Here is a 2,854-nt window from a genome sequence, read left to right as displayed (position 1 = left end):
GGGCGTGGAGGGGGCGCCAGGTGCCCGACGACGTCGCTCGCCCCTGGCGCGACGCCCGCGTCCCGGTGCGTGGCCCGGGCGGCCGGGCCAGGGGCACCGGGGATAGTCTCGGCTGGTGAGCACGCCTGAGGAGAGCACCGAGAGCACCCCTGTCCCGTCGACCGCCGCCGGCACGGGAGGCAGGCCGTCCGCGACGGTGCACGCCGCAGGCCGCACGGCGCTCGGCGACAGGGTGGTCGAGCTCGCCGCGGGCCTCGAGACCGAGCTCGTCGCGATCCGCCGGGACATCCATGCGCACCCCGAGGTCTCGCGCACCGAGACGCGCACCACGGCGCTCGTCGCGGACCGCCTGCGGGCGGCCGGGCTCGCGCCGCGCCTGCTGCCGGGCACCGGGCTGGTGTGCGACATCGGCGAGGTGGACGAGGCCGCGGACGGCGGGCCGCGTGGACGGGTCGCGCTGCGGGCCGACATCGACGCGCTCCCGGTCCAGGACCGGTGCGAGCTCCCGTGGTCCTCGGTCACCCCGGGGGTGGCCCACGCGTGCGGCCACGACGTCCACACGGCGGTCGTGCTGGGGGCCGGGCTCGTCCTGGCCGCTCTCGACGGACGGGGTCTGCTGCCACGGCCCGTGCGTCTGGTCTTCCAGCCCGCCGAGGAGGTGCAGCCGGGCGGTTCGCTCGACGTCATCGCGGCCGGGGGCCTCGACGGGGTCGACGAGATCTACGCGGTCCACTGCGACCCCAAGGTCGACGCGGGGCAGATCGGCACCCGCATCGGTCCCATCACGTCGGCCTCCGACGAGGTCTCGGTGACCGTCACGTCGCCCGGCGGGCACACGTCGCGGCCGCACCTGACCGGTGACGTGGTCTACGCGCTGGGGCAGGTCATCACACAGGTCCCTGCGGTGCTCGGTCGCCGGCTCGACCCGCGCTCGGGCGTGAACCTCACGTGGGGGGCCGTGCACGCGGGCTCGGCGCACAACGCGATCCCCAGCACCGGGACGGTCCGGGGGACGCTGCGGTGCCTGGACGTGCGGGCCTGGGAGTTCGCGGGCCAGGTGCTGCACGACGCGGTCGAGCAGGTCGTGGCCCCCTACGAGGTCGAGGTCACGGTCAACCACACGCGCGGGGTGCCCCCGGTCGAGAACGACGAGGCGGCCACGGGCGCGCTCGAGGCCGCGGCCCGCGACGTGCTGGGCCCCGCGTCGGTCCTGCTGACCGAGCAGTCCCTGGGCGGCGAGGACTTCGCGTGGTACCTGACCAAGGTGCCGGGTGCGATGGCGCGGCTGGGGACGCGGACGCCGGGCGGTCGCTCCTACGACATCCACCAGGGCGACCTGCGGGTCGACGAGTCCGCGATCGGGGCGGGTGTGCGGCTGCTCGCCCGGGTCGCGCTGGGCTGATCCGAAGGGGTGCACCAGGGGTGTTCCCGGTGACCCGGCCCCCTGCCCTGGCCGGGGGCTCGACCCCTCGAGATGTTGCCTTGTGCAACCAAGTGTCCGACCGCTGGACGGTGGACGGTCACGGCTGAGACACAAGATGACGCTTCCATAACGAAGCGTCCGCGTTACCCGCAAGTAACGTTCGAGGTTCTCCGACGTGGCTAGTGTTCGATCAATACAGGCCGACGGACCCCGTGACCTTCCCGTGCAACGCCGCACGGGCAGGTCCCGGTTTTCTCCCGGGGGCCATCGACAAGATCGACAGGAGCTCATGGTGAAGAGAGCAATGCAGATGACGGCGCTCGCGGCCGTCGCCGCACTGGCGCTGGCCGCATGTGGAAGCGCACCCGACGAGGGTGGCGAGTCGGGCACGGCCGGGGGCTCCGACTCGAGCTTCAAGGCGTGCATGGTCTCCGACGCGGGCGGCTTCGACGACAAGTCCTTCAACGAGTCCGGCTACAACGGCCTCATGGCTGCCAAGGAGAACCTCGGCATCCAGACCGCCGTGGCCGAGTCGAAGGCCGAGTCGAACTTCGCGCCGAACATCGACAACCTGATCTCCGAGGGCTGCAACGCCATCATCACGGTCGGCTTCCTCCTCGCGACGGCCACGGGCGACGCCGCCCAGGCCAACCCCGACGTCGAGTTCGCGATCGTCGACTCGACGGCGCAGGACGCTGACGGCAACCCGATCGAGCTCGACAACGTCAAGCCGATCAGCTTCGACACGGCCCAGGCCTCGTTCCTCGCCGGCTACCTCGCCGCGGGCATGTCCAAGACGGGCACGGTCGCCACGTACGGCGGCCTCGAGATCCCGTCCGTGACGATCTTCATGGACGGGTTCGTCGACGGCGTCGCGAACTACAACGAGACGCACGGCACGGACGTCAAGACGCTCGGCTGGAACAAGGAGACCCAGGACGGCTCGTTCGCCGGTGGCTTCGAGGACCAGTCCCAGGGCCAGCAGCTGACGCAGACCTTCATCGACCAGGGCGCGGACATCATCATGCCCGTCGCCGGGCCGGTCGGCGTGGGCACCCTCGCCGCCGCGAAGGACGCGACCGACGTCTCCGTCATCTGGGTCGACGCCGACGGCTTCGAGACCAACCCCGACAGCGGCGACCTGATCCTCACGTCGGTCCTCAAGGAGATCGGCGCGGGCGTCGAGGACGTCATCACCGCGGCCTCCGAGGACGAGTTCTCCAACGAGCCCTACGTGGGCACGCTCGAGAACGGCGGCGTGAACATCGCGCCGTACCACGACTTCGAGTCCAAGGTCCCCCAGGAGCTCAAGGACGAGATCGACCAGCTCCGCCAGGACATCATCGACGGCACGATCGTCGTGGAGTCGCCGAGCTCGCCGTGATCTGACGCAGTAACTCGTGGTCGAGCCGGCCCGGCAGTCCGCCGGGC

General features: G+C 71.4%; 2 protein-coding genes. Both read left to right on the top strand.

The window, feature by feature from the left end; translation table 11 throughout:
• The first annotated feature begins 196 nt into the window (after nt 1–196).
• Nucleotides 197–1,402 carry an amidohydrolase gene (locus H9623_RS18910; RefSeq protein ID WP_193721560.1) on the top strand — a complete coding sequence of 402 codons (1,206 nt, stop codon included), beginning with the start codon at nt 197–199 and terminating at the stop codon, nt 1,400–1,402.
• A gap of 313 nt (nt 1,403–1,715) precedes the next feature.
• Nucleotides 1,716–2,807: a BMP family lipoprotein gene (locus H9623_RS18905; RefSeq protein WP_407671991.1), complete on the top strand. Its 1,092-nt coding sequence runs from the start codon at nt 1,716–1,718 to the stop codon at nt 2,805–2,807.
• The last annotated feature ends 47 nt before the right edge of the window (nt 2,808–2,854 follow it).

Origin of the sequence: Oerskovia douganii (assembly GCF_015142735.1) — a bacterium.
GTDB classification, from domain to species: domain Bacteria; phylum Actinomycetota; class Actinomycetes; order Actinomycetales; family Cellulomonadaceae; genus Oerskovia; species Oerskovia douganii.
Note: the sequence above shows the minus strand (reverse complement) of the source record. Positions and strands in the feature narration are given on the sequence as shown.